Origin of the sequence: Mycobacterium parascrofulaceum ATCC BAA-614, from assembly GCF_000164135.1 — a bacterium.
Classification (GTDB): domain Bacteria; phylum Actinomycetota; class Actinomycetes; order Mycobacteriales; family Mycobacteriaceae; genus Mycobacterium; species Mycobacterium parascrofulaceum.
Window position 1 is genome coordinate 356595 of the sequence record NZ_GG770554.1, and the last position, 26698, is coordinate 383292.

The window sequence follows — 26698 nt, forward strand, 5'->3', positions numbered from 1 at the left end:
AAAGCCGGCCGGCCGGCGCGCGCGGCGCCCTGGTAGGGCGGCGGGATGTGGGTGGTCGGGGACTCCGGCGCTATGGGGACCGGTCCGGTGGGTGCACGACGGATGATCCGCGTCTTGGAGTCCGACGGCGACGTGGACTCGGGCGGCTGCGGACCGGGAGATGGTTGATTCGGCGCGGTCACCTCAACCAGCGTAGTTACCGACCATAAGACCCCGCTTAGCGAGCCACGGGACAGGGTCGATTCGCTCGGTGCCGCCCTGGAGCACCTCGAAATGCAGGTGGGGGCCGGTGGAATTACCCCGGTTGCCCATGGTGGCGATCTGGTCGCCGGCCATCACCCGCTGGCCGACGCTGACCAGCGTGGTGTTGACGTGGCCGTAGAGCGTCACCGTGCCGTCGGCGTGGCGCAGCTTGACCAGCGCCCCATAGCCGGCGGCCGGGCCCGACTCGATGACGACACCGTCGGACACGGCCATGATCGGCGTCCCGATCGAGTTGGCCAGGTCGATGCCGGCATGCAGCACCCCCCAGCGGTAACCGAAGTTGGAGGTGAAGATGCCCTTCGTCGGCATCACGTAGAGCGGCTGCTGCAATCGCGCCTCGCGCTGGGCGCGATCGTTGGCGAAGGCGACGCCCTTGGCGAGCTCCTGGTTGTGCAGCGCGGCGGTGGACGCCGGCTGGAGCGCGACCACCTGCGCGCCGCGGATGGTGTTGTTGGCCGACCCGCCGGTGAGCGCCGAGGCGTTCGCGGTCAGGACGGTTTCCGTCTTGGGGGTGTCCGCGTGGCTGGTGGCGGTGTGTGCCGCCGCGGCCGCCGCGCCGGCGGCCATCGCCGAGATCAGCACGCGACCCCGGGCGGCGCTGGTCGGCTCCTTGCGGTGCTGCCCGCCGTGGCGTGCCACACCGACGACATCCGTGGCGCGTGCACGAGCCCGCCTTGGCTCGGCCGTGGGCCCGACGACCACGCGCGGCAACACCTCGGTGACCGGCGCGGCCAGCCACAGCGGGGCCGGGTCGTCGGCCTCGTCCAGATCGTCGAGCTCAGGGGCGAGCAGCACCTGCGCTTCGTTGTCGAAAGCGGAGTCGTCGCTGTAGTCGAGGTCGCCGAGATCGCCGGCCTCGTCGCGCCAATCCAGGTCGTCGAAGTTGAAGCCGTCGAGCGGGAGGATCTCCGTGACTTCGTTGCGATGGGGCTCGATTCCCCGGCCGCCGGCCGCGCGACTAACCCTCACCACGCCTGAGGTATCGGCGGCAGTAGGAGCCAAACGGTGCTGGGACAAGCTGAAATGTCCTCGTATCGTGACCATAACGTTATCTGGACCCTAGGACGGTATCCGCTGACGTGCGGAACTGGCAACCGCGTCGCGCAAACCAATCGAAATTGTGATTTGGGTCACGAAGCGGGTATGCCGGGATGCCGTGAGCTGTGCCACATCGCCGGACGCGCCGGTAAGCGCCGGTGGGACGGTGGATACAGTTCGTCCGTGCGAGTTGCCGAACGCGGCACAGCCCATCACGAGGCCTAGTAGTTGATTCGAGCGAAGACAGAGAGTCCATGGACCTTTTCGAGTATCAAGCAAAAGAATTGTTCGCCAAGCACAACGTACCGACCACGCCGGGACGGGTGACGGACACCGCCGAGGGAGCGCGGGAGATCGCCACCGAAATCGGGCGTCCGGTGATGGTCAAGGCGCAGGTGAAGGTCGGCGGGCGCGGTAAGGCGGGTGGCGTCAAGTTCGCGGCGACACCCGAAGACGCCTACGAACACGCCAAGAACATCCTCGGCCTCGACATCAAGGGCCACGTCGTCAAGAAGCTGCTCGTCGCGGAGGCCAGCGACATCGCCGAGGAGTACTACATCTCCTTCCTGCTGGACCGGGCCAACCGCACCTACCTGGCCATGTGCTCGGTCGAGGGCGGCATGGAGATCGAAGAGGTCGCCGCCACCAAGCCCGAGCGGCTGGCCAAGGTGCCGGTGGACGCCGTCAAGGGGGTGGACCTCGCGACCGCGCGTTCCATCGCCCAGCAGGGCCACCTGCCGGCCGAGGTGCTCGACGCGGCCGCGGTCACGATCAACAAGCTGTGGGAGCTCTTCGTCGCCGAAGACGCCACCCTGGTCGAGGTCAACCCGCTGGTGCGCGATCCGAAAGATCAGATTCTGGCGCTGGACGGCAAGGTCACGCTCGACGCCAACGCGGACTTCCGGCACCCCGACCACGCCGAGTTCGAGGACCGCGCGTCTACCGACCCGCTGGAACTCAAGGCCAAGGAGCACGACCTCAACTACGTGAAGCTCGACGGCGCCGTCGGCATCATCGGTAACGGCGCGGGCCTGGTGATGTCCACGCTCGACGTCGTCGCCTATGCCGGCGAGAAGCACGGCGGCGTCAAGCCGGCCAACTTCCTGGACATCGGCGGCGGCGCCTCGGCCGAAGTCATGGCCGCCGGGCTGGACGTCATCCTGAACGACAAGCAGGTCAAGAGCGTGTTCGTCAACGTGTTCGGGGGTATCACCTCGTGCGACGCCGTCGCCAACGGCATCGTGACCGCCCTGAACATGCTCGGCGACGAGGCCAACAAGCCGCTCGTGGTGCGCCTCGACGGCAACAACGTCGACGAAGGCCGCCGCATCCTGGCCCAAGCCAACCACCCGCTGGTGATCCAGGCCGAGACCATGGACGCGGGTGCCGACAAAGCCGCTGAGCTGGCGAACAAGTAAGGGAGCCAACAAATGTCGATCTTTCTGAACAAAGACTCCAAGGTCATCGTCCAGGGCATCACCGGCGGTGAGGGCACCAAGCACACCGCGCTCATGCTGAAGGCGGGCACGCAGGTGGTGGGCGGTGTGAACGCGCGCAAGGCCGGCACCACCGTCTCGCACGTCGATCCGGTCGGCAAGGACGTCGAGCTGCCGGTGTTCGGCACCGTCGCGGAAGCGATGAAGGAGACCGGCGCCAACGTGTCGGTCGGCTTCGTGCCGCCGAAGTTCGCCAAGGACGCGATGATCGAGGCCATCGACGCCGAGATCCCGCTGCTGGTGGTCATCACCGAGGGAATTCCGGTGCAGGACAGCGCATATGCGTGGGCCTACAACGTCGACAAGGGCCAGAAGACGCGCATCATCGGGCCGAACTGCCCCGGGATCATCACGCCGGGTGAGGCGCTGGCCGGCATCACCCCCGCCAACATCAGCGGCCCGGGCCCGGTCGGCCTGGTATCCAAGTCCGGCACGCTGACCTACCAAATGATGTACGAGCTGCGCGATTTCGGCTTCTCCACCTCGATCGGCATCGGCGGTGACCCGGTCATCGGCACCACCCACATCGACGCCATCGAGGCCTTCGAGAAGGATCCCGACACCAAGGTCATCGTGATGATCGGTGAGATCGGCGGCGACGCCGAGGAGCGGGCGGCCGACTACATCAAGGCCAATGTCTCCAAGCCGGTCGTCGGCTACGTCGCGGGATTCACCGCGCCGGAAGGCAAGACGATGGGCCACGCGGGTGCCATCGTGTCCGGCTCCTCGGGTACCGCGGCGGCCAAGAAGGAGGCCCTGGAGGCCGCCGGCGTCAGGGTGGGCAAGACCCCGTCGGAGACCGCGGCGCTGGCCAGGGAGATCCTGCAGAGCCTGTAGGCGGACGGTGCGAGGGCCCCGGATTTGGCCGGGGCCCGGCCCTAGGTAGATAGTGGGTCTATGAATCTCGACCCGAACACGCCGGTCATCGTCGGTGTGGGGCAGTTCACCGAGCGCATCGAGGACTCCGGCTACCGCGGGATGTCCTCGGTGGAGCTGGCCACCGCGGCGGCGCAGGCCGCACTGCATGACTGTGGGGCCGACGCCGCCGCCGTCGCCGCGTCCATCGACACCGTCGCCGCGATCCGGCAGTTCGAGCTCTCCGGGCGCACACCCGCGCCGATGGGCAAGTCCAACAGCTACCCGCGTTCGGTGGCCCAGCGCATCGGTGCCGCACCGGCCCGCGCGGTTCTCGAACCCATCGGCGGCCAGGGACCACAGCATCTGGTCACCGAGTTCGCCGGCGTCATCGCCTCGGGCGCGGCCGAGGTTGTGATGATCTTCGGCTCCGAGAACACTTCCAGCATCCGGTATTTCGCCGACCGGGAGAAGCCGGACCATTCCGACACGGTCGAGGGCTCGCTCGAGGACCGGGGATTCGGCTACGAGGGCCTGTTCGACGAGTACACGGTCGCGCATGGCCTGGTCGGTGCGCCGGCCCAGTACGGGCTGCTGGAGAACGCGCGCCGTGCCCGACTGGGCTTGAGCGTCTCCGACTACCGGCGCCAGATGGGCGAGTTGTTCGCTCCGTTCACCAAGGTGGCGGCGAAGAACCCGTTCGCATCCTCCCCGGTGGAGCGCAGCGTCGACGAGCTCATCACCGTCACCGCGTCCAACCGGATGATCTGTGATCCGTACCCGAGGCTGCTGGTGGCCCGTGACCAGGTCAATCAGGGTGCGGCCGCGCTGCTGATGTCGGTGGCCGCGGCCCGCAGGCTCGGCGTGCCCGAGGAGCGCTGGGTGTTCTTGCACGGCCACGCCGACATGGTGGACCAGCCGCTGCTCGACCGCCTCGACCTGACGTATAACTCGGCTTCGGTGCTGGCGGTCAGCGAAGCGCTTGCCGGTGCAGGTGTCGGCATCGACGACGTGTCGACCTTCGACCTCTACAGCTGCTTCCCGGTGCCGGTGTTCAACTTCTGCGACGGGACCGGTCTGGCCACCGATGACCCGCGCGGGCTGACGCTCACCGGCGGCCTGCCGTACTTCGGCGGACCGGGCAACAACTACTCACTGCACGGCATCGCTGAAACGGTCAGCGAAATGCGCGACCTGCCAGGGCAATTCGGCCTGGTCGCCGCCAACGGCGGGATCATGAGCAAGTACTCCGTCGGGGTGTACTCGACCACCCCGGTGAATTGGAAGCCCGACAACAGCGCCGCGCTGCGGGCCGAGGTCGCCGCTCGCCCGAGGATGCCGGTGACCGTCAGGGCCGACGGTCCGGCGACCATCGAGACCTACACCGTGCGCTACGACTGGCCGGTACGCACCGGCCTCATCGTCGGCCGTCTCGACGGCGACGGCAGCCGCTTCCTGGCCCTGAGCGAGGACCCCGAGCTGGTCGGCCTGCTCAGCGACGGCGAGCCGCTCGGGGCGTCGATCGTGGTGCGGCCGACGGAGAAGGACAACCGGGCCGCGCTGGCCTGACGCCCGGATCGCCGTCGCGACACATAAACCACGCACACGACACGCCGGGTCGCGTCGCAAGGGTTTATGTCTCGCGGATACGACGGACTGTCAGACGAGGGCGGCGAGCTTGCCGGCCAGCCGCTCGACATAGGCGGCGATCTCGTCCTCGGGACGGTCCGGCAGGCCGAACAGCACCTCGGTCACGCCCAGTTCGGCCCATTTGGCGAGCTTCTCGGGCACGGGCTTGAAGTCCAGCGCCACGATCTGCGGGGCGCCGTCGCGGCCGGCGGCCGCCCAGGTGTCCTGCAGCAGCCTCACCGGCTCGTCGATGTCGAAATCGCGCGGCGTGGTGATCCAGCCGTCGGCGCTGCGGGCGATCCACTTGAAGTTCTTCTCGGTGCCGGCCGCGCCGACCAGTACGGGAATGTGGGGTTGCACGGGCTTGGGCCACGCCCAGCTGGGGCCGAACTTCACGAACTCGCCGTCGTAGGCGGCTTCCTCTTTGGTCCACAGCTCCCGCATCGCCTCGATGTACTCGCGCAGCATGGTCCGGCGCCGCGCGGGCGGCACGCCGTGGTCGGCGAGCTCGTCGGTGTTCCACCCGAACCCGACGCCCAGGCTGACCCGCCCGCCGGACAGGTGGTCGAGGGTGGCAATGCTTTTCGCCAACGTGATCGGATCGTGTTCGACGGGCAACGCCACCGCGGTGGACAGCCTCACCCGCGACGTGACGGCGCAGGCCGCGCCCAGGCTCACCCACGGGTCGAGCGTCCGCATGTAGCGGTCGTCGGGCAGCGACGCGTCGCCCGTGGTCGGGTGCGCCGCCTCGCGCTTGATCGGGATGTGGGTGTGCTCCGGCACGTAGAAGGTCGTGAAGCCGTGTTCGTCGGCAAGCTTCGCGGCGGACGCCGGAGAGATGCCACGGTCGCTGGTAAAAAGCACAAGCCCGTAATCCATGCAGAGAATTAGAACGTGTTCTACCTCCGGTGAGCAAGCTGCCGCCGCGGCGGCACGGATCGGCGTCCAAGCCGGTCGGCACGGCACGCCCGTCCCGAAGTGCGCTAGCGTGGTTGATCGATCGCGTCGCAACGCAACCGCCGGGCACGGCGTTTATGGAACGGCGCGCCCGCACGCACAGCGTCCCGACGCAACTGTGGCGCCCGCAAAGGCACTTCACGGCACTGGAAGCAACAGGAGGAGCCAATGACCTACTCGCCCGGTAGCCCCGGATATCCACCCGCGCCAGGCGGCTCCTACGCAGGCGGCACCCCGTCGTTCACCAAGGACGACGACGGCACGACGAAGCTGCCGCTCTACCTGAACATCGCGGTCGTCGTGCTCGGCCTGGCCGTGTACCTGCTGAACTTCGGCCCGACGTTCACCATCGGCGCCGAGCTCGGCCCGGGCGTCGGCGGCCGCGCCGGCGACGCGGGGACCGCGGTCATCGTCGCCGTGCTGGCCGCGCTGCTCGCCGGGCTGAGCCTGGTGCCCAAGGCCAAGAGCTACGCCGGGATCGTCGCGGTCATCGCGGTTCTGGGTGCGTTGCTCGCCATCACCGAGACGATCAACCTGCCCGCCGGCTTTGCGATCGGCTGGGCGATGTGGCCGCTGGTGGCGTGCAGCGTGCTCCAGGCGATCGCCGCCGTCGTCGTCGTGCTGCTGGACGCGGGCGTGATCACGGCGCCGGCGCCGCGGCCGAAGTACGACCCCTACGCCCAGTACGGGCAGTACGGCCAGTATGGGCAGTACGGTCAGCAGCCCTACTACGGCCAGCCGGGCGGTCAGCAGCAGCACCCCGGGTACGGGTCGCAGTACGGCGGGTACGCGCCCGGTCAGGGCCCGACCCAAACCGCGGTTCCCACCGGCGGTTTCGGCGCCCAGTCGGCGCCGCAGTCCGGGGCGCAGCCGGCCGCGCAGCAAGGACCGTCCACCCCGCCCACCGGCTTCCCGAGCTTCAGCCCGCCGCCCGCGGCCGGCGCCGGCTCGGTGGGTTCGGCGTCCAACTACTCCAATCAGGGCGGGGGCCAGCAGCCCTACGGCCAGGAACAACAGTCGCCGTCGTCGCAGTCTGGCCCAGCGCCGTCCTAACGGTTGGCCTTCGCGCCTAGTCGGGACGTGCGCCAAAGAGTGAACAGGGTGTCGGAAGGCGCGGACAGCCGGCCGGTGGGCGCCCGCCAGGCGCGTGACCTGGTCCGGGTCGCGTTCGGCCCGGCGGTGGTGGCCCTGGTCATCATCGCCGCGGTCGCGCTGCTGCAGTTGCTGATCGCCAACAGCGACATGACCGGGGCGCTGGGCGCGATCGCCAGCATGTGGCTCGGCGTCCACCAGGTGCCGATCTCGATCGGTGGGCGCGAGCTGGGTGTGCTGCCGTTGCTGCCGGTGCTGCTGATGATCTGGGCCACGGCGCGCAGCACCGCGCGGGCCACGTCTCCCTATTCCTCGTGGTTGGTGGTCCGCTGGGTTGTCGCCTCGGCACTGGGCGGGCCGCTGCTGATCGCGGCGATCGCCCTGGCGGTCATCCACGACGCGTCGTCGGTGATCACCGAGCTGCAGACGCCCAGCGCCCTGCGCGCGTTCGCCAGCGTGCTCGTCGTGCACGCCGTCGGCGCCGCGATCGGGGTCGGGTCCCGGGTCGGACGGCGGGCCCTGGCGGTGTCGTCACTGCCGTTCTGGGTGGGCGACGCCCTGCGCGCCGCGTCCGCCGGTGTGCTGGCGTTGCTCGGGCTCTCCGGTCTGGTCACCGCGGCTTCGCTGGTGGTGCACTGGGCGACCATGCAAGACCTGTACGGGATCACCGAGTCGATTTTCGGGCAGTTCAGCCTGACGGTGCTGTCGATGTTGTACGCCCCCAACGTCATCGTCGGGACCTCGGCGATGGCGGTCGGGTCCAGCGCTCATCTCGGCTTCGCGACCTTCAGTTCGTTCACGGTGTTCGGTGGTGACATCCCGTCGCTGCCGATCCTGGCCGCGGCCCCCAGGCCGCCGCTCGGTCCGGTGTGGGTCGCCCTGCTGATCATCGGCGCGTCGTCGGGCGTGGCGGTCGGTCAGCAATGCGCGAGGCGGCCGCTGCCGCCGATTCCGGCGCTGGCCAAGCTGCTGGTCGCTGCGGTCGCCGGCGCGCTGGCCATGTCCCTGCTCGCATACGGCGGCAGCGGCCGGCTGGGCAACTTCGGCGACGTCGGCGTCGACCAGGGCGCCCTGTTGATCGGCGTGTTCTTCTGGTTCTCGGTCGTCGGCGGGATCACGGTCGTCATGAGCGGCGGCGTCAGGGCCCGACCCCGCCGACCGAAGCCCGCGCCCGCGGCGGCGGAAGAACCGGCCGACTTTGCGGGGGCCTTCGACGAGCCGGTGGGTGGCTCGGACGACGAGCTGCCGATCGATGCGTTTGACGACGACCGGCTGGCGGGGCACGACGCGCTGCTCAGCGACGACGACGCGCCGGTGGGTGACGACGAGGGCGTGCCGCCCCCCGACGAAGCGGGGCCGACCGCGACCGACCGCGAGCCCGGCGAATAGCTGCCACTAGGCTCTGTGCTTGTGGCCGAACCGCTCCATGTGCCCCCGAGCGCGCCGGCGCGGGTGGTGGTGTTGGCGTCGGGCACCGGGTCGCTGCTGAGTTCCCTGCTCGACGCCGCCGTCGGCGAGTACCCGGCCCGGGTGGTCGCCGTGGGCGCCGATCGCGACTGCCCGGCCACCGAGATCGCCGCGGCCGCTTCCCTGCCGACCTATACCGCCCGGCTCGGCGATCACCCCGACCGCACCGCCTGGGACGCGGCGATCACCGAGGCCACCGCCGCGCATTCGCCCGATCTGGTGGTGTCCGCGGGATTCATGAAAATACTTGGGCCACAGTTCCTCTCGCGTTTCTACGGCCGGATCATCAATACCCATCCGGCCCTGCTGCCGGCGTTCCCTGGTGCGCACGGGGTGGCCGACGCGCTGGCCTACGGCGTCAAGGTCACGGGTTGTACGGTGCACCTGGTGGACGCCGGGACGGACACCGGGCCGATCCTGGCGCAGCAATCCGTGCCGGTGCTCGACGGCGACAGCGAAGAGACCCTGCATGAACGCATCAAGGTCACCGAACGCAAGCTCCTGGTGGACGTGGTGGCCGAGATCGCGACCGGTGGCCTGACCCTGGTCGGAAGAACAGCGACGATCGGACGAAAGGCGACCAACCGATGACCACCGACGACTGGCCGGAGACGGCGAAGAGGCCGATCCGGCGCGCGTTGATCAGCGTCTACGACAAGACCGGGCTCGTCGAACTCGCCCGGGGCCTGGCGGACGCGGGCGTCGAGATCGTTTCGACGGGGTCGACGGCCAAGACCATTGCCGAGAAGGGGATTCCGGTCACGCGGGTGGAGGAGCTGACCGGCTTTCCCGAGGTGCTCGACGGCCGGGTCAAGACGCTGCACCCGCGGGTGCATGCCGGCCTGCTGGCCGATCTGCGCAAGCCCGAACACGCCGCGGCGCTCGAGGAACTCGGCGTGGCGGCGTTCGAACTCGTCGTCGTCAACCTGTATCCATTCAGCGAGACCGTCGACTCCGGCGCCAGCATCGACGAGTGCGTCGAGCAGATCGACATCGGCGGGCCGTCGATGGTCCGCGCGGCCGCCAAAAACCATCCCAGTGTGGCGGTGGTCGTCGACCCGCGCGGCTACGACGGCGTGCTCGCCGCGGTGCGCCACGGCGGTTTCACCCTCGCCGAGCGGAAAAAACTCGCGGCGCTGGCGTTCCAGCACACCGCGGAATACGACATCGCCGTCGCGGGCTGGATGGAGTCCACGCTGGCGCCCGAGCATCCGCCGACGACCTTCCCGAAGTGGTTGGGGCGCAGCTGGATCCGCTCGGCGATGCTGCGCTACGGCGAGAACCCGCACCAGCAGGCGGCCCTCTACAGCGACCCGGGCGCCTGGCCGGGACTGGCGCAGGCCGAGCAGCTGCACGGAAAAGAGATGTCCTACAACAACTTCACCGACGCGGACGCGGCCTGGCGGGCCGCCTTCGACCACGAGCAGACCTGTGTCGCCATCATCAAGCACGCCAACCCCTGTGGGATCGCCATCTCGTCGGAATCGGTGGCCGACGCGCATCGCAAGGCCCACGAATGCGATCCGCTGAGCGCCTTCGGCGGCGTCATCGCGGCCAACACCGAGGTCAGCCTCGAGATGGCCGAGTACGTGAGCACCATCTTCACCGAGGTCATCGTCGCGCCCGCGTACGCGCCGGAGGCCTTGGAAGCGCTGACGCGCAAGAAGAACATCCGGGTTCTGGTGGCCTCGGAGCCGCTGACCGGCGGTACCGAGCTGCGGCCGATCAGCGGCGGGCTGCTGGCCCAGCAGCGCGACGAGCTCGACGCGCACGGCGACAACCCTGCGAACTGGACGCTGGCGACGGGATCCCCGGCCGACCCGGCGACGCTGACCGACCTGGTCTTCGCGTGGCGGGCCTGCCGCGCGGTCAAGTCGAACGCGATCGTGATCGCCGGCGGCGGCGCCACCATCGGCGTGGGGATGGGACAGGTGAACCGGGTGGACGCCGCCCGCCTGGCCGTCGAAAGAGGCGGCGACCGGGTGCGGGGCGCGGTCGCGGCCTCCGACGCCTTCTTCCCGTTCCCCGACGGGCTCGAGACGCTGACGGCGGCCGGGGTGAAGGCGATCGTGCACCCGGGAGGGTCGGTGCGCGACGACGAGGTGACCGCGGCGGCAACCAACGCGGGCGTCACCTTGTACCTCACCGGGGCCCGCCACTTCGCTCACTGAACGCTCGGCGCGTGGGGCGTTCCGGCAACGCGTAGCGTGGAGTGGTGCCATCACCCAGCAATCTGCCCCGCACCGTCGGTGAGCTGCGTGCCGCCGGCCACCGCGAGCGGGGAGTCAAACAGGAAATCCGGGAAAACCTGCTGACCGCATTGGCTGAGGGCGACGAGGTGTGGCCGGGGATCCTCGGTTTCGACGACACCGTCCTGCCCCAGCTGGAGCGGGCGCTGATCGCCGGACACGACTTCGTCCTGCTCGGCGAACGTGGTCAGGGCAAGACGCGGCTGCTGCGCGCCCTGGTCGGACTGCTCGACGAGTGGACGCCGGTGATCGCAGGGGCCGAGTTGGGCGAACATCCCTATTCGCCGATCACGCCCGAGTCGATCCGCAAGGCCGCCACCCTGGGCGACGACCTGCCGGTCGAGTGGAAGCACCGCAGCGAGCGCTACACGGAAAAGCTGGCAACCCCCGACACCAGCGTCGCCGACCTCGTCGGCGACATCGACCCGATCAAGGTGGCCGAGGGCCGCAGCCTCGGTGACCCGGAAACCATCGCGTACGGCCTGATCCCGCGCGCACACCGCGGCATCGTCGCGGTCAACGAGCTGCCCGACCTCGCCGAGCGCATCCAGGTGTCGATGCTCAACGTGATGGAGGAGCGCGACATCCAGGTCCGCGGCTACACGCTGCGCCTGCCGCTGGACGTCCTGGTGGTCGCCAGCGCCAACCCGGAGGACTACACCAACCGCGGGCGCATCATCACCCCGCTCAAAGACCGGTTCGGTGCGGAGATCCGCACCCACTACCCGCTGGAACTCGACGCCGAAGTCGGCGTCATCGTCCAGGAGGCGCACCTGTCGGCGCAGGTGCCCGACTACCTGATGCAGGTGATCGCCCGGTTCGCCCGGTACCTGCGGGAGTCCAATTCGGTCGACCAACGCTCCGGGGTGTCGGCGCGGTTCGCGATCGCCGCGGCCGAAACCGTGGCAGCCGCCGCCCGCCACCGCGGCGCCGTGCTGGGGGAGACCGACCCGGTGGCCCGCGTGGTCGACCTCGGCACCGTGATCGACGTCCTGCGCGGCAAGCTGGAATTCGAGTCCGGCGAGGAGGGTCGCGAGCAGGCCGTGCTCGAACACCTCTTGCGCCGCGCGACCGCCGACACCGCGTCGCGGGTGCTCGGCGGCATCGACGTCGGGTCGTTGGTGTCCGCGGTCGAGGGCGGTTCGGCGGTCACCACGGGCGAGCGGGTGTCGGCCAAGGACGTGCTGGCCGCGGTTCCCGCGCTGCCGGTGGTGGACAAGATCGCCGCCAAGGTCAACGCCCAGTCGGAGGGTGAGCGCGCCGCGGCGCTGGAACTGGCGCTGGAGGCGTTGTATCTGGCCAAGCGGATCGACAAGGTGTCCGGGGAGGGCCAAACCGTCTATGGCTGAACCCTTTAAGGGGCACCGCCTACGGTACTCGGCGTATACCGGCGGGCCGGACCCACTGGCCCCGCCGGTCGATCTGCGCGAGGCCCTCGAGCAGATCGGGCAGGACGTCATGGCCGGCACCTCGCCGCGCCGGGCGCTGTCCGAACTGCTGCGCCGCGGCACCAAGAACATGACCGGCGCGGACCGGCTGGCGGCCGAGGCGAACCGGCGCCGGCGGGAGTTGTTGCGCCGCAACAATCTCGACGGCACCCTGCAGGAGATCAAGAAGCTGCTCGACGAGGCGGTGTTGGCCGAGCGCAAGGAACTGGCCCGCGCCCTCGACGACGACGCCCGCTTCGGCGAACTGCAGCTCGACGCCCTGCCCGCCTCGCCGGCCAAGGCCGTCCAAGAGCTCTCCGACTACAACTGGCGCAGCAGCGAGGCCCGCGAGAAGTACGACCAGATCAAGGATCTGCTCGGCCGCGAGATGCTGGATCAGCGGTTCGCCGGCATGAAGGAGGCGCTGCAGGGCGCCACCGACGAGGACCGCCAGCGCGTCAACGACATGCTGAACGACCTCAACGAGCTGCTGGACAGGCATGCCCGCGGTGAGGACACCCAGCAGGACTTCCAGGACTTCATGAACAAGCACGGCGAGTTCTTTCCGGAGAGCCCGCGCAACGTCGACGAGCTGCTGGACTCGCTGGCCAAGCGCGCCGCGGCCGCGCAACGCTTCCGCAACAGCCTGAGCCCGGACCAGCGTGCCGAGCTGGATGCCCTGGCGCAGCAGGCATTCGGATCACCCTCGCTGATGCAGGCGCTGAACCGGCTCGACGCGCATCTGCAGGCGGCCCGGCCGGGGGAGGACTGGACCGGCTCCGAGGAATTCTCCGGTGACAACCCGTTCGGAATGGGCGAGGGCACCCAGGCGTTGGCCGACGTCGCCGAGCTCGAGCAGCTGGCCGAGCAGCTCTCGCAAAGCTATCCGGGCGCCACCATGGACGACGTCGACCTGGATGCGCTGGCCCGCCAACTGGGCGACCAGGCCGCCGTCGACGCCCGCACGCTCGCCGAGTTGGAACGCGCACTGGTCAACCAGGGATTCCTGGACCGCGGCTCCGACGGGCAGTGGCGGCTCTCGCCGAAGGCCATGCGCAGGCTCGGCGAGACGGCATTACGCGATGTCGCACAACAGCTTTCCGGCCGCCGTGGCGAGCGGGACCATCGGCGCGCCGGGGCGGCGGGCGAGCTCACCGGCGCCACCCGGCCCTGGCAGTTCGGTGACACCGAACCGTGGAACATCTCCCGCACGCTGACCAACGCGGTGCTGCGGCAGTCCGGGACCGCCACCCAGGGGCCGTTGAAGATCACCGTCGACGACGTCGAGGTCTCCGAGACCGAAACACGTACCCAGGCCGCGGTCGCGCTGCTGGTCGACACCTCCTTCTCCATGGTGATGGAAAACCGTTGGCTCCCGATGAAGCAGACGGCGCTGGCGCTCAATCACCTGGTGTGCACCCGATTCCGCTCGGATGCGTTGCAGATCATCGCCTTTGGGCGCTACGCCCGCACGGTCACCGCCGCCGAGCTCACCGGTCTCGAGGGCGTCTACGAGCAGGGCACCAACCTGCATCACGCCCTGGCGCTGGCCGGTCGTCATCTGCGGCGGCATCCGAACGCGCAGCCGGTCGTGCTGGTGGTGACCGACGGCGAACCCACCGCTCACTTAGAGGATTTCGACGGCGACGGAACGACGGTGTTTTTCGACTACCCGCCGCATCCGCGGACCATCGCGCACACCGTGCGCGGGTTCGACGACATGGCCCGCCTCGGGGCGCAGATCACCATCTTCCGACTGGGCAGCGACCCCGGCCTCGCCCGGTTCATCGACCAGGTCGCGCGGCGCGTCGAGGGACGAGTCGTGGTGCCCGATCTCGACGGCCTGGGCGCGGCGGTGGTGGGCGACTACCTGCGGTCCCGACGCCGCTAGCGCTTCGCCGGCCCAGGGATAGGTGCCCGCTTCTGCGGGTACAGGGACCCAGAAGGAGGAGATGCATGAGCAAGGTTCCAACGATCCAACTCAATGACGGTGTCAGCATTCCGCAGCTGGGCTTCGGCGTGTTCCAGATCAAGCCCGACGAGACCGCGGCAGCGGTCAAGACGGCGCTCGAGATCGGGTACCGTCACATCGACACCGCCGAGATGTACGGCAACGAAAAGCAAGTCGCGCAAGGCATCCGTGACGCCGGGCTCGACCGTGCCGACGTGTTCGTCACCAGCAAGCTCAACAACGGGTTCCACAAGCCCGATGACGCGCGCCGCGCGTTCGACGGGACGCTGAAGGCGCTGCAGTCCGACTACGTCGACTTGTTCCTCATCCACTGGCCGCTGCCCACCCTCTACGGCGGCGACTTCGTCTCGACCTGGAAGGTGTTCGAGGAGTTCGCCCGCGACGGCCGCGCCCGCAGTATCGGCGTCTCGAATTTCCAAGTCGCACACCTGGAGCGGCTCGCCAACGAAACCGACACCGTGCCGTCGGTCAACCAGATCGAGCTTCATCCGTACTTCGGTAACGAGGAGGTCAGGTCGTATGGACGCGAGCACGGCATCGCCACCGAGGCGTGGGCGCCGATCGCGCAGGGCAAGGTCCTCGACGACCCCGTGATCAACCGCGTCGCGGACGCGCGGGGCAAATCGGCGGCGCAGGTCGTGCTGCGCTGGCACGTTCAGCGCGGCGACATCGTCTTCCCCAAGTCGGTGACCCCGGAACGGGTCAAGGAGAACTTCGAGCTTTTCGACTTCGAGTTGGACGACTCCGACATGGCCGCGATCTCAGCCCTGGACCAAGGTGAAGCGGGCAGGAACGGGCCCAATCCCGATAAGTTCGACTACGTGCCGGGCTGACCTAGCCGCGCGGCCGGCGGGCTTTGCGGATGATGCCGACCCCGCCCCACAGCGAGAAGCCGCGGATCTTCACCTTCGGCGCGCCGGGCGTGCCTTGGCCGAGGACACCGCGGTCGAAGTTGCCCATGACTCCGCGACCGTGAATCTCGACGTTGACTTCGGGCGGCAGCAAAAATTTCGTCGCGCCCATGATCGAGATCGCATGGATGTCGACCTCGGTCGAGGTGAAGTCGGCGTAGCGCAGATCCACCACCCCGTTGCCCCAGAAGGCGAAGGTCGTCAGCTTCTTGGGCACGTTCCACCGGCCCCGCCGCTCGAAGCCGCTCAGCAGCGCCAGCAGCAGCGTGGACGGCGCCGGGTTGGGCTTGCCGCCGCGGCGCAGGTTGATCTGTGAGCCCGGCAGGTCGGCGCGAAGTCGGTCCAGTTCCTCGTACGTGGTCGCCGCGTACGCCCTGGTCAACCGGTCTTCGTAGTCCTTCATCTGCAGGCGGCCCTGCTCGGCCGCATATGCCAGCAACTGCGCGAGCTGGATGCGATCGGTGTCGGCCGCGCGCGACGACTCGTCACGCGTGTCCTTCGCGTCGCGTTGCGCAGAGTTGCTCATCACCCACGAGCCTACGACGTCCAGCTTTTGCTGCAAGAGGATTGGTCAAACTGCAACCTGGCGCCGCGCCGGCCGGCTGAGCGCGCGGCTTTTGTTTGACACCTGGCTAACTCGCCCAGCTGGGGGCGCGCTTCTGCAGGAACGCGAGCATGCCTTCGCGGGCCTCCTCGGACACGAAGAGCCGCGCGGATTCTTCGGCGAGCCGTTCGGCGTCGCGGTCGAACCCGTCCAGCACCGCCGCGGTGGTCAGCGCCTTGGAGGCCGCGAGGCCCTGCGGCGAGCCGCGGCCCACGCCGCCCAGCAGCCCCGCCACCGCGGCGTCGACGTCCTCGGCCGCCATGGTGACCAGTCCGATCTCCGCCGCGACGGCGGCGTCGAAGGTCTCCCCGGTCAGGTAGTAGCGCGCCGCGGCGCGCGGCGACAGCTTGGGCAGCAGCGTCAGCGAGATGATCGCCGGGGCGACGCCGATCCGGGCCTCGGTCAAAGCGAAGCTGCTGCGGGGACCGGCGACGACGATGTCGCAGGCGCCGACAAGCCCGAACCCGCCCGCGCGGACATGGCCGTCGATGGCGGCGATCACCGGCAGCGGTGCCGAGACGATGGCCCGCATCACCGCGGTCATCTCGCGGGCCCGTGCGACGGCCAAGTCGTATGCCGAGGGTGGGTCGCCGCCGCCGGCCTCGCTCAGGTCCGCGCCGGCGCAGAAGGTGTTGCCGGTATGCCCCAGCACCACCGCACGCACGGCCGCGTCGGCCGCGGCGTCGCGCAGCCCCTGGTGCAACTGCTCGACGAGGGCGGTCGAGAGCGCGTTGCGGTTGTGCGGCGAGTTCAGCGTCAGGCGCGCGAACGGGCCGCCGGTATCGGCCGGCCCGGCGTAATCGACAAGTGTTTCCATCAGTAGGACCGGGGCAAACCCAGCGACGTCTGCGCCACGAAGTTGAGCACCATCTCGCGGCTGACCGGGGCGATCCGCCCCAACCTGGCCGACGCGAGCATGGCGGCCACACCGTATTCCTTGGTCAGCCCGTTGCCACCCATCGACTGCACGGCCTGGTCGACCGACCGGGTAGCAGCCTCTGCCGCGGCGTATTTCGCCATGTTGGCCGCCTCGGCCGCGCCGGCGTCGTCGCCGCTGTCGTAGAGCGTGGCGGCTTTCTGCATCATCAGCTTCGCCAGCTGCACCTCGATGTGGCACTGCGCCAAGGGATGTGAGAGCCCTTGATGCGCGCCGATCGGCGCGCCCCATACCTGGCGGGTCTTGACGTAGTCCGCGGCCTTCTGCAAAGCGAACCGGCCCATTCCGACCGAGCTGGCGGCGCCCATGATCCGCTCGGGGTTCAGCCCGGCGAACAGTTGCGCGATCGCGGCGTCCTCGGACCCGACCAGCGCGTCGGCCGGCAGCCGGACGTCGTCCAGGAAGACCTGGAACTGCCGTTCGGGGCTGACCAGCTCCATTTCGATTGGCGTATAGGTGAATCCGGGGGAGTCCGTGGGCACCACGAACAGCGCGGGGCGCAGCTTGCCGGTCTTGGCCTCTTCCGTGCGGCCCACCACGAGGACGGCCTGGGCCTGGTCGATACCGGAGATGTAGACCTTCTGGCCTTTGAGGATCCAGTCGGTGCCGTCGCGCCGGGCGGTGGTGGTGATCTTGTGCGAGTTGGAGCCGGCGTCCGGTTCGGTGATGGCGAAGGCCATCGTCAGGGTTCCGTCGGCGATGCCGGGGATCCAGCGCCGCTTCTGCTCTTCGGTGCCGAACTTGCTGATGATCGTGCCGTTGATCGCCGGCGACACCACCATCAGCAGCAGCGCGCTGCCCGCCGCCGCCATCTCCTCCATCACCAGCGACAGCTCGTACATGCCGGCGCCGCCGCCGCCGTACTCCTCGGGCAGGTTCACCCCGAGGAAGCCCAGCTTGCCTGCCTCCGACCACAATTCGTCGGTGTGCTCGTGCGCGCGCGCCTTCGCGAGGTAGTACTCGCTGCCGTAGTTGGCGGCCCATGCGGCCACCGACTTGCGCAGGGCCTGTCGCTCCTCGCTCTCGATGAAGCTCGTGTCGGTCATTCAGGAATCTCCTTCTGCTTGCGGCGCTTCGACTCTTGCCAGGTTCGAATGGTCGTGACCCGGTTCGCCCGGCGACGCCGCGCTCCCGATCACTCCCGGGTCTGGATGGTCGTGACCCGGTTCGCCCGGCGACGCCGCGCTCCCGATCACTCCCGGGTCTGGATGGTCGTGACCCGGTTCGCCCGGCGACGCCGCGCTCCCGATCACTCCCAGGACGGCGCCCACCTCGACCTGCTGGCCGGTCTTGACGTTGAGTTCGACGAGCACCCCGTCGGTCGGCGCGGTGATGGTGTGCTCCATCTTCATCGCCTCGAGCCAGATCAGCGCCTGGCCCGCTTCGACGGTCTCGCCGACCGCGGCGCCGATCCGGATCACGTTGCCCGGCATGGGCGCCACCAGCGAACCCCGCTCGACGGCCGACCCCGGCTCGGGGAACCGCGGCAGCGCGACGAGGTGCACGGGTCCGCGGGCCGAGTCCACGTAGACGTCGTGAGCGTGGGGGCCGTATCGCGCGACCGCGAAGCCGCACGCCACCCCGGAGCCGTCGGCCAGCACGACCTCGTCCGGCGTGGCCGAGACCAGCCGGACCTGGTCCTCGCCGGCGAACAGCAATCCCGTTCTGGTGAAACGATATTCGATCCGGTGCTCGCCGCCCTCGGCGTCGAGGTAGGTCTTCGCCTGGTAGCCGGACGCCAGGTTGCGCCAGCCGCTCGGTAACGATCCCTGGACGGGGGCGACCGCGCGGTTGTGCGCGGCATCGGCGAGTGCGGCGGCGATCGCGGACAACCGGACGGTGGGGCCACCGGCCAGGGGCGCCGACAGCTTCGGCAGGCCGTGCGTGTCGAAGAACGCGGTGTCGGTCGCGCCGTCGAGGAATGCCGGGTGGCGCAGCACGTTGACCAGCAGCTCGCGGTTGGTGCGCAGCCCGTGCAGCCGGGTGCGGGCGAGCGCGTCGGCGAGCACCAGCGCCGCTTGCCGGCGCGTCGGCGCGTAGGAGATGACCTTGGCCAGCATCGGGTCGTAGTGGATGGAAACCGTGGAACCCGCGACGATGCCCGAGTCGAGCCGGATACCGGTCCGGTGGCCCAGCGTGGTGAATCGCGACCGGACCGTCGGCACGTCGATGCTGTGCACGCGGCCGGCCTGCGGCTGCCAGCCCTGGGCCGGGTCCTCCGCGTAGAGGCGGGCCTCGATCGAATGTCCCTGCGCGGCAGGGGGTTCGGGGTCGAGCCGGCCGCCGTCGGCGACGCGTAGCTGTAGTTCGACGAGGTCGAGCCCGGTGGTCTCCTCGGTCACCGGGTGCTCGACCTGCAGCCGGGTGTTCATCTCCAGGAAGTAGAACTCCCCGTCGTCGTCGGCGAGGAATTCGACGGTCCCGGCGCCCGTGTAGCCGATCGCCCCGGCGGCGAGCCGGGCCGCGTCGAACAGCTTGGCCCGCATGCCCGGCACACGCTCGACCAAGGGGGAGGGGGCCTCCTCGATGATCTTCTGGTGCCGGCGCTGAATCGAGCATTCCCGTTCACCGACGGCCCACACGGTGCCGTGCGTGTCGGCCATCACCTGGACCTCGATGTGGTGCCCGGTCGGCAGGTAGCGCTCGCAGAACACGGTCGGATCGCCGAACGCGGACTGGGCCTCGCGCCGGGCCGCCTCGACTTCCCCCGCGAGAGAAGATAATTCGCGAACCACCCGCATGCCGCGGCCGCCGCCGCCGGCGGAGGCCTTGACCAGCACGGGAAGCTGGGCCTGGGCGACCGTGTCCGGGTCCAGTTCGTCGAGTACCGGGACCCCGGCGGCGGACATCAGCTTCTTGGATTCGATCTTGGAGCCCATCGCCCGCACCGCGTCCACCGGCGGTCCGATCCACGTCAGGCCCGCGCCCTGCACGGCGGCCGCGAAATCGGCGTTCTCCGAGAGGAACCCGTACCCAGGATGCACCGCGTCGGCGCCCGCGGCCCGGGCCGCGGCGATGATGGCCTCGGCGTTCAGGTAGTCGTTGGTTTTTTCCAGCCGCACCCGCGCGTCGGCCTCGGCGACGTGCGGCGCATTGGCGTCCGGGTCGGTGTAGACCGCGACCGTTCCCAGACCCAGTCGCCGGCAGGTGGCGAAGACCCGCCGGGCGATCTCGCCGCGGTTGGCGACCAGCACTCGAGTAATCATCTCCGCTCACATCCGGAAGACGCCGAAGTTCGACGTCCCCTTGATCGGGCCATTGGCGATGGCGGACAGACAGATTCCCAACACGGTGCGGGTGTCACGCGGGTCGATGACCCCGTCGTCGTAGAGCATCCCGGACAGGATCAGCGGCAGCGACTCGGCCTCGATCTGCCCCTCGACGGCGGCCCGCATCGCGGCGTCGGCCTCCTCGTCGACCTGCTGGCCGCGGGCCTCGGCGGCGGCCCGCGCCACGATCGACAGCACACCCGAGAGCTGGGCGCCGCCCATCACCGCGGATTTGGCGCTGGGCCAGGCGAACAGGAACCTGGGGTCGTAGGCCCGTCCGCACATGCCGTAATGCCCTGCCCCGTAGGACGCGCCGATCAGCAGCGAGATGTGCGGGACGGTCGAGTTGGAGACGGCGTTGATCATCATCGAGCCGTGCTTGATCATCCCGCCCTCCTCGTAGTCCTTACCCACCATGTAGCCGGTGGTGTTGTGCAGGAACAACAGTGGGGTGTTGGCGCGGTTGGCCAGTTGGATGAACTGGGTGGCCTTCTGCGACTCCTCGCTGAACAGCACCCCGCGCGCGTTGGCCAGGATGCCCAGCGGATAGCCGTGCAGCCGGGCCCAACCGGTCACCAGCGACGAGCCGTACATGCCCTTGAATTCGTCGAATTCGGAGCCGTCGACGATGCGCGCGATCACCTCGCGCGGGTCGAACGGGATGCGCAGGTCCGCCGGCACGATGCCGATGAGCTCCTCGGCGTCGAAGACCGGATCGACGACCGGGCCGGGCGCGGGCCCCTCTTTGCGCCAGTTCAGCCGCGCGACGATGCGCCGCCCGATGCGGATGGCGTCGAGCTCGTCGACGGCGAAGTAGTCGGCAAGACCCGAGATGCGGGCATGCATTTCGGCGCCGCCCAGCGACTCGTCGTCGGACTCCTCGCCCGTGGCCATCTTGACCAGCGGGGGACCGGCGAGAAACACCTTCGAGCGTTCCTTGATCATCACCACGTGGTCGGACATGCCCGGTATGTAGGCGCCGCCGGCAGTGGAGTTGCCGAACACCAGGGCGATGGTCGGGATTCCGGCCGCCGACAGGCGGGTCAGGTCGCGGAACATCCGCCCGCCGGGGATGAAGATCTCTTTCTGGGTGGGCAGGTCGGCGCCGCCGGATTCCACCAGCGAAATGACGGGCAGCCGGTTCTCGAACGCGATCTGGTTGGCCCGCAGGATCTTTTTCAGCGTCCACGGGTTGCTGGTGCCGCCCTTGACCGTCGGGTCGTTGGCGACGATCAGGCACTCCACCCCCGATACCACGCCGATCCCGGTGACCGTGCTGGCGCCGACGGTGAAAGCGCTGCCGTAGGCGGCCAGCGGACTGAGCTCCAGGAAGGGGGAGTCGGGGTCGACGAGCAGCTCGATGCGTTCCCGGGCGGTCAGCTTGCCCCGGCCGTGGTGGCGCTCGACGTACTTGGGGCCGCCGCCCGCAAGCGCTTTGGCGAGTTCGGCGTCGATCTCCTCGAGCCGCGAGGTCGCCGTCGACGCCGCGTCGGCGAAGGCGGGGGAGCTGGGGTCCAGCGTGGATCGCAGCGCGGTCATGATTGGAATCCCAGGGTTTTCGCGGCCAGCGCGGTCAGGATCTCGGTGGTTCCACCGCCGATGCCCAGGATCCGCATGTCGCGGTACTGGCGTTCGACTTCGGACTCGGCCATGTAGCCCATCCCGCCGAACAGCTGGACGGCCTGGTTGGCCACCCATTCGCCGGCCTCGACGGCAGTGTTCTTGGCGAAGCACACCTCGGCGATCAGGTTGGTCTCGCCTGCCAGCTGGCGCTCGACCACATTGCGCGAGTAGACGCGGGCCACATCGATGCGCCGGGCCATCTCGGCCAGCGTGTTCTGTACCGACTGCCGCGAGATCAGCGGGCGCCCGAACGTCTCGCGGTCGCGGCACCACTGCAAAGTCAGGTCCAGACAGCGCTGCGCGCTCGAATAGGCCTGCGCGGCAAGGCCGATCCGCTCGGACACGAACGCCTGGGCGATCTGCAAAAACCCACTGTTCTCGGGGCCGACGAGGTTGGCCGCCGGCACCCGCGCGTCGACGAACGACAGCTCGGCGGTGTCCGACGACCGCCACCCCATCTTGGCCAGCTTGCGGCTCACCTCGAAGCCTGGGGTGCCCTTCTCGACCACCAAGAGTGAAACGCCCGCCGCGCCGGGGCCGCCGGTGCGTACCGCGGTGACGACGTAGTCGGCGCGGACCCCCGAGGTGATGTAGGTCTTGGCGCCGTTGACCACGTAGTGATCCCCGTCCAAGACCGCCGTGGTGCGCAGGTGCCCGACGTCCGACCCGCCGCCGGGCTCGGTGATGGCCAGCGCGCCGATCTTGTTGCCGGCCAGCGTCGGCCGGACGAACTCCTCGATCAGCCGCGGGTCGCCGGATGCGATCATGTGCGGCACCGCGATGCCGCAGGTGAACAGCGACGCGAAGACCCCACCTGGGGCGCCGGCCTGATGCACCTCTTCGCAGATGATCACCGCGTCGGCGCCGTCACCGCCGCCCCCGCCGACCGCCTCGGGGAAACCCGCGCCCAGCAGGCCGGCGTCCCCGGCGCGGCGGTGCAGCTCGCGCGGCAGTTCGCCGACGCGCTCCCACTCGTCGGCGTGCGGCAGGATCTCACGTTCGGTGAAGGAGCGCACCGTCTTTCGCAACTGCTCTCGCTCTGGCGTGGTCCACAGATTCATAACAGCCTTTCGGGGATGTCAACGTGCCTGCCGCGCAGCCATTCGCCCAGCCCCTTGGCCTGGGGATCGAACCGCGCCTGGTAGGCGACGCCCTGGCCCAGGATGCCGTCGATGACGAAGTTCACCGCGCGCAGGTTCGGCAGCACGTGCCGGGTGACGTCGAACTGCGCCGCTTCGGGCAGCAGCTCCTTGAGCAGTTCGACGGTCAGCGTGTTGGCCAGCCAGCGCCATTGGTCGTCGGTGCGCACCCAGACCCCGACGTTGGCCGAGCCGCCCTTGTCGCCGCTGCGTGCCCCGGCGATGCGGCCCAGTGGAACGCGACGGGTCGGTCCGGCGGGCAGGGGCTCCGGCTGGGGCGGCGGGTCGGCAGGTGCCAACTCCAAAGTTTCGGTGGCGCAAGGGATATCCACGCGCGCACCGTCGGCGTGCACCGCGACGTGCCGCACTTCCCCGGCGTCGACGTAGCCGGCGGTGAACACCCCGTAGACCTGACCGTCGCCCGGCGGCGCGGTGACGTGAAAGCCCGGATAGCTGGCCAGCGCCAATTCCACCGCGGCCGAAGAGAACTGGCGCCCGACGTTCGCGGGATCGGGGTCGCGGACCACGCAGTGCAGCAGCGCGCTGGCGGCCTCCTCGGTGTCGGCGTCGGTGTGGTCGGTGCGGGCCAACGACCACTGCAGCTCCGCGGGCTTCACCGTCAGCGCGGCCTCGAGCTGCCGCCGCACCAGCTCGGCCTTGGCCTCGATGTCGAGCCCGGTCAGCACGAACGTCATGGAGTTGCGGAATCCGCCGATGCTGTTCAGCGAGACCTTGTAGGTGGGCGGCGGCGCCTCGCCGCGCACCCCGGTGATGCGCACCCGGTCGGGGCCGTCCGCGGACAGCGCGACGGTGTCCATCCGGGCGGTGACGTCGGGGTTGGCGTAGCGGGCGCCGGTGATCTCGTAGAGCAGCTGCGCGGTGACGGTGTCGACGCTGACCAGGCCGCCGGTGCCGGGGTGCTTGGTGATGACCGAGGACCCGTCGGCGTGCACCTCGGCCAGCGGGAAGCCGGCGTGGGTCAGGTCGGGTACCTCGGTGAAGAAGGAGTAGTTGCCGCCGGTCGCCTGCACGCCGCACTCGATGACGTGGCCGGCGACCACGGCGCCGGCGAGCCGGTCGTAGTCGGTGCGGTCCCAGCCGAAGTGCGCCGCGGCGGCCCCGACGATCACCGAGGCGTCGGTGACGCGGCCGGTGACGACGACGTCGGCGCCGTCGCCCAGGCAGTCGACGATGCCCCACGCGCCCAGGTAGGCGTTCGCCGTCAGGGGCGTGCCGAGCCCGAGTTCGGCGGCGCGCGGCAGCAGGTCGTCGCCCTCGACGTGGGCGACGCGGGCCGGGATGCCGAGGCGCTCGGCCAGGGCGCGGATCGCGTCGGCCAGGCCGGCGGGGTTGAGGCCGCCGGCGTTGGCGACGATCCGGACGCCCCGGTCGCGGGCCTCGCCCAGGCAGTCCTCGAGCTGGGTCAGGAAGGTCTTGGCGTAACCGCGCTCGGGATGCTTCATGCGGTCGCGGCCCAGGATCAGCATTGTCAGTTCGGCCAGGTAGTCGCCGGTGAGGTAGTCCACGTCCCCGCCGGTGAGCATCTCGCGCATCGCCGAGAGCCGGTCCCCGTAGAACCCGGAGCAGTTCGCGATCCGGACGGCGTCGCGACCAGGGGCAGAGGCCACGGGAGTCCTCCAATCTGCGAGTCACCGGTGAACGCAAACCAACCAACCAACCGGTAGATCAGCTTACGGCACTGGGTCTAGCAGCATAAACACAGCGATGTATCAGCTAACCGACAACGAACGCGCTGCGTACCGGAGAAAGCTCACAGGTGAATTCACAGACAACTGTTTACACCGGACACAGAATTTACCCGTGGGTCAGGGAAAGGCCAACCTTCCGCAATTGTGGGAGGCGGCCATATCGGGGTGGATGATTTGGCTACGTATCGCAGGCAAGCGCGAAGGGACGATCGAGCTACGGCGTGATCATCTCCGGTCGATCGCCCGCCGCTCGCGCACAAGCGGCCCGGCGGAGATCACGCTGAGCACCCTCGTGCTGCTGTGCAGCGAACGGAAATGGTCGAACGATCACCGCAAGAGCGTCCGGACCTCGCTGATCAGTTTCTACGACTGGGCGATCGACGCGGACCTGGTATCGATGAATCCAGCGGCGAAGCTCCCGCGCGTCAAGCCGGATCTGCCGGCGCCGCGGCCCGCCCCAGATGATGTGTGGGAGGAGCTCTTGGCGGCGGCGCAGCCCCGCGAGCGGTTGATGGCGCGTCTCGCGGGCGAAGCCGGGCTACGGCGCGCGGAGGTCGCGCTGGTGCACTCCGACGACCTGATCCGCGACCTGCACGGATGGTCGTTGATCGTGCACGGCAAGGGCGGAAAACAGCGGGTGGCGCCGCTGAACGATGGCCTGACCGCCGAGCTGCGCGCGTTCTGCACCAGCCACGGCTACCTGTTTCCCGGCCAGGTCGACGGGCACATCAGCGCCGAATGGGTCGGCACCGTCATCAGCCGGTTGATGCCCCCGGGCTGGTCGATGCATAAGCTGAGGCATCGATTCGCCACGCTCGGGTACAGCGGGACGGGGAACCTGCGGGCGGTGCAGGAGGCGTTGGGGCACGCATCGGTGGCCACGACCCAGCGCTACACGGCGGTGTCGACGCGTGAGGTGCGATCGGTTGCTGACGCGGCTTGTGCTCGGCCCGCCGTGCCTTCGCGTGCTGCGGCCCCGGCGCCCACACCGGCGGTATCAGTGCCGCTGCCGCCGGCCGTTCCTGATGGGAGTCGGCCGGCAGGTCAAGTCGAGCGGCTGAGTTGGCCGCCCAAGCCGATCACCGCCTAAACAGAAAGAGGTGTGTCTGATGCGGATCACACTTGGCGTTGTCTTGGATGACGGCACTGAAATCCGCCGCCCGGTGGACGTGGACACCGACGACGGCCCCCAGCACTGGGGAGGCGGTATCGCGCACGGCGTGGAGCGTGCGCTGGCCGTTGTGCGGGCCATGGTCGAAAACACCTACGGAGCGTCGAACGATGAGTGAGGATTGGGTTTCTGATACGACGGCCGCCGCGCCGACGGCGGCGAGCGGAGAGCTGGTCTCACGGCCAGAAGGAGACAGACTGGTGGGAATCCGTCAACTTGTAGCGCGCGCGCAGAGCTCCGTGATGCACACCCGGGATTCACTTGAGCCCCCGCGCTGGCTATCGACCTATGGATGGCTGCAGGGGCAACACCTGATTGGGGCGACGGCCATCGCGAAGCGGCGCCACCTGTTGGGCCTGTTGAATACCCGTGGGCATCGGATATTCGTCGAGGCCGGCACCTACAAGGGGAAGACCACCGCGTTCTTCGCGCAGCGCGCCGAGCAGGTGTACTCGGTGGAACTGCACGGCGGCCTATTCGCAGCAGCGCAGAAGCAGTTCGCCGGATCACCGAATGTGACTTTGGTGCATGGTGATTCGTTGGTGGAGATACCGAAGATCGTCGCCGGCTGTTCCACGCCACCGCTGGTGTTCTTAGATGGGCACTTCTCCGGGCCCGGCACCGCAGAGGGTGAGGTCATGGAACCGGCGCAGTTGACGTTGGGCCAGCTGGCTGGTGTTGCTCTCGCCGGTACGACGGTAGTAATCGATGATTTGCGGCTGTTCGGTTCCGGGTTGGCGGGATTTCCGCAGCTGGATTCGATCACCGCGGCGGCGCGCGAAGCGTTCCCTGATGCGGTGATACGCACGGGCCTGGATTCGATCGTGATCGAGGCATAAAACGCACCAAACGCCCTCTGGCGAGATTAGCCAGGGGGCGTTTGGTGATT

22 protein-coding genes and 1 pseudogene are annotated in these 26698 nt (G+C 69.1%); 13 read left to right on the forward strand and 10 right to left on the reverse strand.

The window, feature by feature from the left end:
* Nucleotides 1–182: pseudogene (locus HMPREF0591_RS33440) on the reverse strand (hypothetical protein); the annotation flags it as partial.
* A 1-nt stretch (nt 183) separates the two neighbouring features.
* A complete protein-coding gene (locus tag HMPREF0591_RS11710; RefSeq protein ID WP_244268878.1) occupies nt 184–1233 on the reverse strand; it encodes a M23 family metallopeptidase in 1050 nt (349 codons plus the stop codon).
* A 323-nt stretch (nt 1234–1556) separates the two neighbouring features.
* On the opposite strand from HMPREF0591_RS11710, the gene sucC reads away from it, so the two are divergent.
* The 3 genes from sucC to HMPREF0591_RS11725 are packed head-to-tail and all read left to right on the forward strand — an operon-like array spanning nt 1557 to nt 5222.
* A complete protein-coding gene (gene sucC, locus HMPREF0591_RS11715) occupies nt 1557–2720 on the forward strand; it encodes an ADP-forming succinate--CoA ligase subunit beta (protein WP_007168758.1) in 1164 nt (387 codons plus the stop codon).
* A 12-nt stretch (nt 2721–2732) separates the two neighbouring features.
* A complete protein-coding gene (gene sucD, locus HMPREF0591_RS11720; RefSeq protein WP_007168759.1) occupies nt 2733–3635 on the forward strand; it encodes a succinate--CoA ligase subunit alpha in 903 nt (300 codons plus the stop codon).
* A gap of 60 nt (nt 3636–3695) precedes the next feature.
* Nucleotides 3696–5222, forward strand: coding sequence for an acetyl-CoA acetyltransferase (locus HMPREF0591_RS11725; RefSeq protein WP_007168760.1), 1527 nt, complete (start codon nt 3696–3698; stop codon nt 5220–5222).
* Between the two features lie 90 nt (nt 5223–5312).
* On the opposite strand, the gene HMPREF0591_RS11730 is transcribed toward HMPREF0591_RS11725, so the two are convergent.
* The gene (locus HMPREF0591_RS11730) at nt 5313–6161 is read right to left on the reverse strand and encodes an LLM class F420-dependent oxidoreductase (RefSeq protein WP_007168761.1); all 849 of its coding nucleotides are present in this window, start codon (nt 6159–6161) and stop codon (nt 5313–5315) included.
* A 246-nt stretch (nt 6162–6407) separates the two neighbouring features.
* Here HMPREF0591_RS11730 and HMPREF0591_RS11735 point away from each other — a divergent pair, with 246 nt between their 5' ends.
* From HMPREF0591_RS11735 to HMPREF0591_RS11765, 7 genes are all read left to right on the forward strand, one after another.
* Nucleotides 6408–7292: a DUF5336 domain-containing protein gene (locus HMPREF0591_RS11735; RefSeq protein WP_007168762.1), complete on the forward strand. Its 885-nt coding sequence runs from the start codon at nt 6408–6410 to the stop codon at nt 7290–7292.
* Nucleotides 7293–7331: 39 nt separating this feature from the next.
* A complete protein-coding gene (locus HMPREF0591_RS11740; RefSeq protein WP_083212235.1) occupies nt 7332–8720 on the forward strand; it encodes a cell division protein PerM in 1389 nt (462 codons plus the stop codon).
* A gap of 21 nt (nt 8721–8741) precedes the next feature.
* A complete protein-coding gene (gene purN / locus HMPREF0591_RS11745) occupies nt 8742–9389 on the forward strand; it encodes a phosphoribosylglycinamide formyltransferase (RefSeq protein ID WP_040622695.1) in 648 nt (215 codons plus the stop codon).
* Nucleotides 9386–10969, forward strand: a complete 1584-nt coding sequence (gene purH, locus HMPREF0591_RS11750) for a bifunctional phosphoribosylaminoimidazolecarboxamide formyltransferase/IMP cyclohydrolase (RefSeq protein WP_007168765.1) — start codon at nt 9386–9388, stop codon at nt 10967–10969. Before purN ends, purH begins: the two co-directional genes overlap by 4 nt.
* A gap of 41 nt (nt 10970–11010) precedes the next feature.
* Nucleotides 11011–12396, forward strand: a complete 1386-nt coding sequence (locus HMPREF0591_RS11755) for a sigma 54-interacting transcriptional regulator (RefSeq protein ID WP_040622372.1) — start codon at nt 11011–11013, stop codon at nt 12394–12396.
* Nucleotides 12389–14365, forward strand: coding sequence for a vWA domain-containing protein (locus HMPREF0591_RS11760; protein WP_007168767.1), 1977 nt, complete (start codon nt 12389–12391; stop codon nt 14363–14365). Before HMPREF0591_RS11755 ends, HMPREF0591_RS11760 begins: the two co-directional genes overlap by 8 nt.
* 65 nt (nt 14366–14430) lie before the next feature.
* Nucleotides 14431–15279, forward strand: a complete 849-nt coding sequence (locus HMPREF0591_RS11765) for an aldo/keto reductase (protein ID WP_007168768.1) — start codon at nt 14431–14433, stop codon at nt 15277–15279.
* Between the two features lies 1 nt (nt 15280).
* Here the strand turns inward: HMPREF0591_RS11765 and HMPREF0591_RS11770 are convergent, their stop codons facing one another.
* The 7 genes from HMPREF0591_RS11770 to HMPREF0591_RS11800 form a co-directional block, all read right to left on the reverse strand.
* Nucleotides 15281–15883: a DUF1707 SHOCT-like domain-containing protein gene (locus HMPREF0591_RS11770; protein WP_050790050.1), complete on the reverse strand. Its 603-nt coding sequence runs from the start codon at nt 15881–15883 to the stop codon at nt 15281–15283.
* Between the two features lie 106 nt (nt 15884–15989).
* Nucleotides 15990–16778: an enoyl-CoA hydratase family protein gene (locus tag HMPREF0591_RS11775; protein WP_007168770.1), complete on the reverse strand. Its 789-nt coding sequence runs from the start codon at nt 16776–16778 to the stop codon at nt 15990–15992.
* Nucleotides 16778–17944: an acyl-CoA dehydrogenase family protein gene (locus tag HMPREF0591_RS11780; protein ID WP_007168771.1), complete on the reverse strand. Its 1167-nt coding sequence runs from the start codon at nt 17942–17944 to the stop codon at nt 16778–16780. The genes HMPREF0591_RS11775 and HMPREF0591_RS11780 overlap by 1 nt, the downstream gene beginning before the upstream one ends.
* Nucleotides 17945–20104: an ATP-binding protein gene (locus HMPREF0591_RS11785; RefSeq protein ID WP_007168772.1), complete on the reverse strand. Its 2160-nt coding sequence runs from the start codon at nt 20102–20104 to the stop codon at nt 17945–17947.
* A 6-nt stretch (nt 20105–20110) separates the two neighbouring features.
* Entirely contained in the window at nt 20111–21706 is a 1596-nt protein-coding gene (locus tag HMPREF0591_RS11790) for an acyl-CoA carboxylase subunit beta (RefSeq protein ID WP_007168773.1), read from the reverse strand.
* Nucleotides 21703–22851, reverse strand: a complete 1149-nt coding sequence (locus tag HMPREF0591_RS11795) for an acyl-CoA dehydrogenase family protein (RefSeq protein WP_007168774.1) — start codon at nt 22849–22851, stop codon at nt 21703–21705. The genes HMPREF0591_RS11790 and HMPREF0591_RS11795 overlap by 4 nt, the downstream gene beginning before the upstream one ends.
* Entirely contained in the window at nt 22848–24557 is a 1710-nt protein-coding gene (locus HMPREF0591_RS11800; RefSeq protein WP_007168775.1) for an acyclic terpene utilization AtuA family protein, read from the reverse strand. Before HMPREF0591_RS11800 ends, HMPREF0591_RS11795 begins: the two co-directional genes overlap by 4 nt.
* Before the next feature lie 193 nt (nt 24558–24750).
* Between HMPREF0591_RS11800 and HMPREF0591_RS11805 the strand changes: the two genes are divergently transcribed.
* The 3 genes from HMPREF0591_RS11805 to HMPREF0591_RS11815 are packed head-to-tail and all read left to right on the forward strand — an operon-like array spanning nt 24751 to nt 26648.
* The gene (locus HMPREF0591_RS11805) at nt 24751–25728 is read left to right on the forward strand and encodes a tyrosine-type recombinase/integrase (RefSeq protein ID WP_007168776.1); all 978 of its coding nucleotides are present in this window, start codon (nt 24751–24753) and stop codon (nt 25726–25728) included.
* 19 nt (nt 25729–25747) lie between these two features.
* Nucleotides 25748–25927: a hypothetical protein gene (locus tag HMPREF0591_RS11810; protein WP_007168777.1), complete on the forward strand. Its 180-nt coding sequence runs from the start codon at nt 25748–25750 to the stop codon at nt 25925–25927.
* Complete coding sequence (locus HMPREF0591_RS11815; protein ID WP_157137496.1) at nt 25920–26648, forward strand: class I SAM-dependent methyltransferase; 729 nt, start codon at nt 25920–25922, stop codon at nt 26646–26648. Before HMPREF0591_RS11810 ends, HMPREF0591_RS11815 begins: the two co-directional genes overlap by 8 nt.
* Nucleotides 26649–26698: the final 50 nt, after the last annotated feature.

Bases quoted from the DNA above. Each gene is read 5' to 3' on its own strand.
- sucC (WP_007168758.1), top strand. From the start codon at position 1,557: ATGGACCTTTTCGAGTATCAAGCAAAAGAATTGTTCGCCAAGCACAAC.
- sucD (WP_007168759.1), top strand. From the start codon at position 2,733: ATGTCGATCTTTCTGAACAAAGACTCCAAGGTCATCGTCCAGGGCATC.
- HMPREF0591_RS11725 (WP_007168760.1), top strand. From the start codon at position 3,696: ATGAATCTCGACCCGAACACGCCGGTCATCGTCGGTGTGGGGCAGTTC.
- HMPREF0591_RS11730 (WP_007168761.1), bottom strand. From the start codon at position 6,161: ATGGATTACGGGCTTGTGCTTTTTACCAGCGACCGTGGCATCTCTCCG.
- HMPREF0591_RS11735 (WP_007168762.1), top strand. From the start codon at position 6,408: ATGACCTACTCGCCCGGTAGCCCCGGATATCCACCCGCGCCAGGCGGC.
- purH (WP_007168765.1), top strand. From the start codon at position 9,386: ATGACCACCGACGACTGGCCGGAGACGGCGAAGAGGCCGATCCGGCGC.
- HMPREF0591_RS11760 (WP_007168767.1), top strand. From the start codon at position 12,389: ATGGCTGAACCCTTTAAGGGGCACCGCCTACGGTACTCGGCGTATACC.
- HMPREF0591_RS11765 (WP_007168768.1), top strand. From the start codon at position 14,431: ATGAGCAAGGTTCCAACGATCCAACTCAATGACGGTGTCAGCATTCCG.
- HMPREF0591_RS11770 (WP_050790050.1), bottom strand. From the start codon at position 15,883: ATGAGCAACTCTGCGCAACGCGACGCGAAGGACACGCGTGACGAGTCG.
- HMPREF0591_RS11775 (WP_007168770.1), bottom strand. From the start codon at position 16,778: ATGGAAACACTTGTCGATTACGCCGGGCCGGCCGATACCGGCGGCCCG.
- HMPREF0591_RS11780 (WP_007168771.1), bottom strand. From the start codon at position 17,944: ATGACCGACACGAGCTTCATCGAGAGCGAGGAGCGACAGGCCCTGCGC.
- HMPREF0591_RS11785 (WP_007168772.1), bottom strand. From the start codon at position 20,104: ATGATTACTCGAGTGCTGGTCGCCAACCGCGGCGAGATCGCCCGGCGG.
- HMPREF0591_RS11790 (WP_007168773.1), bottom strand. From the start codon at position 21,706: ATGACCGCGCTGCGATCCACGCTGGACCCCAGCTCCCCCGCCTTCGCC.
- HMPREF0591_RS11795 (WP_007168774.1), bottom strand. From the start codon at position 22,851: ATGAATCTGTGGACCACGCCAGAGCGAGAGCAGTTGCGAAAGACGGTG.
- HMPREF0591_RS11810 (WP_007168777.1), top strand. From the start codon at position 25,748: ATGCGGATCACACTTGGCGTTGTCTTGGATGACGGCACTGAAATCCGC.
- HMPREF0591_RS11815 (WP_157137496.1), top strand. From the start codon at position 25,920: ATGAGTGAGGATTGGGTTTCTGATACGACGGCCGCCGCGCCGACGGCG.